The following is a 4,821-nucleotide window of genomic DNA, read 5'->3' as shown; positions in this document are numbered from 1 at the left end:
GGAGGGAGGAGGAGGAGAACGGCTTCGAGATTGCTGCTCTGAGATCAGAGAGGTTGCGCGACCTAAATTCGTGGTTGAGCGGAGAGTGCGAGCCGAGCCAGGACTCGGGTTTTTACTGGTGTGTAGCCTGAGAGTGGGCACTGAGCGCGAAATTCCAAGGCCGTGTACCGGTTTCCTGTGACGATTGTTGTCCTCGCCGCGGCTGTTTTTCTCTGCCCCGTGTGGCTGCAGCGGAATTACAAACAGTAGGACGTGTAATTCGCTTTGTCGAATATTTCTGTTGGTGTGCGGGCCGCCCCTCTCGCGCGGCCGGAATCAACTACTGTCCCAGCTTTGTGCAGGGCGAACCATGCGCGATCCGAGATCCAGCGATGAATGATTCGTTCGACGGCATCGGCATCACCGCGGTCGAGCGCGATACCGGCATCCACAAGGAAACGCTGCGCGTCTGGGAGCGCCGCTATGGTTTCCCGTCGCCCAGGCGCGACGCGACCGGCGAGCGCCTGTACCCGCCGGAACAGGTTCAGCGGCTGCGGCTCGTGAAGCGGTTGCTGGACGCCGGCCACCGTCCGGGCCGTGTCGTTGCTGCGTCGGTGCAGGAGTTGTCGGCCCTGCTGAAGCCGCCTGCGGCCGTGCCCGTCGCGGGCGCGGCTGTCGAGCCTTTCGAGATCGCCGCCTGTGCCGCCTTGCTGCAAGGCCATGACGTCGAGGGGCTGCGGCGTGCGCTGTCCGAGGTCGTGCTGCGCCGCGGTCTGGGGCGCGGCGTCATCGAGGTCTTCGCGCCTTTGACGACGCGCATTGGCGAGCTGTGGATGAGCGGGGCGCTGCAGATCTTCCAGGAGCACCTCTACAGCGAATCCCTGCAGTTGGTGCTGCGCCAGGCCATGCATGCGTTGCCGCCCCCGACCGGTCGCCAGCCGCGGGTGCTGTTGACAACCCTGCCCGGCGAAAGCCACGCGCTGGGCCTGCTGATGGTCGAGGCTCTGCTGGGCCTGGAGGGCGCCGTCTGCCTGTCACTGGGCGTGCAGACCCCGTTGGCGCAGTTGCCTGCCGCCGCTGCGGCCTGCCGGGTCGATGTCGTCGCGCTGAGCTTCGCCGGCCAGTTGGCCCACCGCGCCATGCTGGACGGGCTGGCCAGCTTGCGCGGGCAGCTGCCGGCCGCCGTCGAAATCTGGGCCAGCAGCAGCAGCCGGGCACTCCGTTTGCCGGGCTCTCAGGACGGCGTGCGCTGCCTCGACGGCTTGGCCGCAATCGCGCCGGAGATGGCACGCTGGCGCGAACTTTAGAATCCCGCCTCTAGACGAGGATTTCTCATGCTTTACCCTGAACTGTTCAAACAACTCGAAGCCGTGCGCTGGAACATGGACCGCGACATCCCGTGGGACAAGTTCGACGCCAGCCTGTTGAGCGACGAACAGGCCCAGACCATCAAGATGAACGCCATCACCGAGTGGTCGGCGCTGCCCGCCACCGAGATGTTCCTGCGCGACAACCGCGAAGACAGTGACTTCTGCGCCTTCATGTCGGTCTGGTTCTTCGAGGAGCAAAAGCACAGCCTGGTGCTGATCGAATACCTCAAGCGCTTCCGCCCTGATCTCGTGCCCACGGAGGCCGAGCTGCACGAGGTGCGGTTCGACTTCGACCCCGCGCCAGCGCTCGAGACGCTGATGATGCATTTCTGCGGCGAGATCCGCCTGAACCACTGGTACCGCCGCGCGTCCGAGTGGCACAACGAGCCCGTCATCAAGGCCATCTACGAAACCCTGTCGCGCGACGAGGCCCGGCACGGCGGCGCCTATCTGCGCTACATGAAGCGGGCCATGGCCAAGTTCGGCGACGAGGCCCGCGCCGCCTTCGCCAAGGTCGGCGTGCTGATGGCCAGCGCCCGCCGCACGGCCCAGGCCCTGCACCCGACCAATCTGCACGTCAACGCCAAACTCTTCCCGCGCGACACCATCCAGAGCCGCCTGCCGGACCCCGAATGGCTGGAGCGCTGGCTGGACAAGCAGATCCAGTTCGACTCGGTTTGGGAGAACAAGGTCGTCGAGCGCATCCTGCACAACATGAGCCTGCTGATGGACCGCAGCTTCGCCACCGTGCAGGAGCTCAACCGCTTCCGCAAGGAAGTGGCAGCGCGCATCGTGCCGCCGGCGGCGCCCGACGCTCTGGCCAGTTCACCGACCTGAGGCGTTCAGAAACAAAAAACCGGGGCCAGTTGAACTGACCCCGGTTTGCTTTTGGACAGGCCGGCCGATCAGGCGCCGCGTGCCCGCTTCATCACCACCAGCGCGAAACCAGCGGCGGCCACGGCGACCCAGCCCAGGAACTGCGGCGAGGCGAGATCGGCCAGCGTGTGGCTCAGGTCCTGCAGCGACCAGGTCCACAGGTTGACATCCGACATCAGGGCCGACTTCAGGCCGTCCGCGTCATTGATCATCGAGTGGCCGAGGCGCTCGTTCCAATCGCTCAGCGCCTGCAGCGGCCAGTCGATGCTGTAGACCTTGTGCAGCACCAGGGTGACAACGAAGCCGCCGACGAAGACCAGCGGCACGCCCAGGCGCTTGAGCCAGGCCGAAGCGGCCATCAGCACGAAGATCATCGGCGCAAGCCACAGCATCAGCGGCACGGTGCCCACGAGGCCACGCAGCAGCAGGGGCGTTGCCGCCGAGACGACCTCGCCCCAGTTCACCGACATGGCCGCGCCCAAGCCCGCCTTGCTGCCCAGCACCGACATCGCGATCGGCAGGCCAAAAAGGGCCCCCACGACAGCGCCGCCCAGAGGCGCCAGCCAGGCATGCGCCAGCACCGTCGACGCGACGCTCTCGCTCGGGCGCCCCGGCAGGGAGAGCCAGAACTCGATCGAGCGGTCCTGCGCATCACGCCGCGCCAAGCCGGGCAACTGGAACAACGCCACCAGCAGGCAGATGACATACACCGCGCAGGTGCTCAGCAGCAGGATGGCCAGGCCGATCAGCTCCGGGTGTTCCATCGGCAGGCCCTGCACATGGCCGAAGGGCAGCATGGCCAGGAAAAGGATCGGCGGGGCGAAGGCGGCGATCAGCCAGCCGCGCTTGTGCTGCATCCACTCGCGCAGCAGCAGGGTGGGGATGTGGTTGTTCATGGCATTTGCTCCAGTTCAGGCTTGCTTGCCGTTCAGCGCCGGGTTGCGGGTCAGCGCCATGAAAAGGTCGACGAGGCTGGGGCGCACGCGCTGGCCCAGGCTTGTGATGTGCTCGGGCGGCGGGCCGTCGAACAGCGAGGTCGTGCGGCCCTGCTCGCGGTAGCGCAGCAGCGGGTGGGCGGCGGCCATCGCGTCGGCGGCGGCCGGGTCGTGGTTCAGCGCCACGAAACGGCGGTCGATGTCCTCCAGGCTGATCGACAGCGCCACGCGGCCTTCGTCCAGCATGATCACGTCGGACAGCAGCGCCTCCACCTCCTCGACCTGGTGGGTCGAGATCAGCACGCTGCGTTCGCCGTCGCACCACTCGTCGATAAGCATCTCGTAAAAGCTCTTGCGCGACACCACGTCCAGGCCCAGCGTCGGCTCGTCCAGGATCATCAGCTTCGCGTCGATGGCGGCGATCAGTGCCAGGTGCGTCTGGGCCACCATGCCCTTGGACAGGCTCTTGATCTTGTCGCCCTCGCTAACGCTGGTGCGCTTGAGCAGGGTGCGCGCGCGCTCGGCAGAGAACTTGGGTTGCAGCCGGCCCATCAGCGTGATCAGCTCGTGCACGCGGGCCCAGCGTGGCAGCACCGCCACGTCGGGGATGTAGCTGAGCTCGGTCAGCAGCTGCTGGCGGTTCCTGGTCGGCTCCAGCCCCAGCACGCTCAGCTCGCCCTGCACCGGCAGCAGGCCAACCATCGCCTTCATCAGCGAGGTCTTGCCGGCGCCGTTGTGGCCCAACAGGCCGACGACGCGGCCCTTGGGCACCGCGACGGAAACGTCGTTCAGCGCTGTCTTCTTGCCGTAGCGCAGCGTGATGTTCTTGGCTTCGATGAGGTTCATGTCGACTCCCAGTTCAGATCCTTGGCGGTCAGGCCCAGCCGCTTGAGCTTGGCGCGCAGGGCCGGCCAGTCCTTCTGCAGGAACTGCTCGCGCTCCTGGCGCAGCAAACGCTCGCGGGCGCCGCTCATCACATACATGCCCAGGCCGCGGCGAGACTCGATCAGGCCGTGCTCGCTGAGCGCCTGCAGCGCCCGCGTGACGGTGAGCGGGTTGATGACGTACTGGCTGGCGAGCTGTCGCACCGACGGCAGGGCCTCGCCTTCCGGGGGGCTGCCGTCAAGCAGCTGCACGGCCAGTCGGTCGGCGAGCTGCTGGTAGATCGGTGCCTGGTCTGTCCAGGTGGGAGTCATGGGAGCTCCGAGGTGTGTTGCTGATGTAGCACACCATATCTCGTGGCTCCGGGAGCGACCTAGCGGAGGGCGACAGGCTGCAGATTTGGGGGGATGGGCTGCATGTGGTGGCTGTCGGTGTCGGTGTCGGTTTGCGCACAACTCGGAACTGTTTGCGCACAACTCTGAACTCGGTCGTACCCATCCTTGACTCAGTTGGAACGTAGCGCGGCGCGCTTTCCTAGCAGGGGCGTCAGCAAGGATCTCAGCCAACGCCGAAAGACTTCGATGCGCAGTTTTGGCGCTTCTTCTTGGGGCGCCTGCCTGACGTCAAAGAGCGGGTCTCCAGTCTCTTCCGGAAAGTAGTGTGGGCATGGACTTTCCGTCACGAATGCAAAGCTCTTGCTCGGCATCAACGTGCCCTTGTTGCCGTCGTACTCAAGGAACGCAGCCGGGCGGTTGCCGCTATGCCAGGGGCAGATCAGC

The 4,821-nt window shown here is 65.9% G+C and carries 5 protein-coding genes and 1 pseudogene; 2 read left to right on the top strand and 4 right to left on the bottom strand.

The features are described from left to right. Positions 1-371: 371 nt before the first annotated feature. Positions 372-1,286, top strand: a complete 915-nt coding sequence (locus ACXJKR_RS24355) for a MerR family transcriptional regulator (RefSeq protein WP_457325003.1) — start codon at positions 372-374, stop codon at positions 1,284-1,286. Positions 1,287-1,313: 27 nt separating this feature from the next. Then, entirely contained in the window at positions 1,314-2,186 is an 873-nt protein-coding gene (locus ACXJKR_RS24350) for a ferritin-like domain-containing protein (RefSeq protein WP_457325002.1), read from the top strand. Between the two features lie 68 nt (positions 2,187-2,254). On the opposite strand, the gene ACXJKR_RS24345 is transcribed toward ACXJKR_RS24350, so the two are convergent. The 4 genes and pseudogenes from ACXJKR_RS24345 to ACXJKR_RS24330 form a co-directional block, all read right to left on the bottom strand. Continuing rightward, on the bottom strand, positions 2,255-3,121 hold the full coding sequence (locus ACXJKR_RS24345; RefSeq protein ID WP_457325001.1) for a hypothetical protein: 867 nt from the start codon (positions 3,119-3,121) through the stop codon (positions 2,255-2,257). A 15-nt stretch (positions 3,122-3,136) separates the two neighbouring features. Beyond that, positions 3,137-4,006 (bottom strand): ABC transporter ATP-binding protein, encoded by an 870-nt coding sequence (locus ACXJKR_RS24340; protein ID WP_457325000.1) that lies wholly within the window; start codon positions 4,004-4,006, stop codon positions 3,137-3,139. Continuing rightward, complete coding sequence (locus ACXJKR_RS24335; RefSeq protein WP_056200043.1) at positions 4,003-4,356, bottom strand: GntR family transcriptional regulator; 354 nt, start codon at positions 4,354-4,356, stop codon at positions 4,003-4,005. The genes ACXJKR_RS24340 and ACXJKR_RS24335 overlap by 4 nt, the downstream gene beginning before the upstream one ends. A 191-nt stretch (positions 4,357-4,547) precedes the next feature. Continuing rightward, positions 4,548-4,821, bottom strand: a pseudogene (locus ACXJKR_RS24330) (hypothetical protein); the annotation flags it as partial.

It is taken from the genome of Roseateles sp. P5_E11 (genome assembly GCF_054049355.1).
Note: the sequence above shows the minus strand (reverse complement) of the source record. Positions and strands in the feature narration are given on the sequence as shown.

Bases quoted from the DNA above. Each gene is read 5' to 3' on its own strand.
- ACXJKR_RS24355 (WP_457325003.1), top strand. From the start codon at position 372: ATGAATGATTCGTTCGACGGCATCGGCATCACCGCGGTCGAGCGCGAT.
- ACXJKR_RS24350 (WP_457325002.1), top strand. From the start codon at position 1,314: ATGCTTTACCCTGAACTGTTCAAACAACTCGAAGCCGTGCGCTGGAAC.
- ACXJKR_RS24345 (WP_457325001.1), bottom strand. From the start codon at position 3,121: ATGAACAACCACATCCCCACCCTGCTGCTGCGCGAGTGGATGCAGCAC.
- ACXJKR_RS24340 (WP_457325000.1), bottom strand. From the start codon at position 4,006: ATGAACCTCATCGAAGCCAAGAACATCACGCTGCGCTACGGCAAGAAG.
- ACXJKR_RS24335 (WP_056200043.1), bottom strand. From the start codon at position 4,356: ATGACTCCCACCTGGACAGACCAGGCACCGATCTACCAGCAGCTCGCC.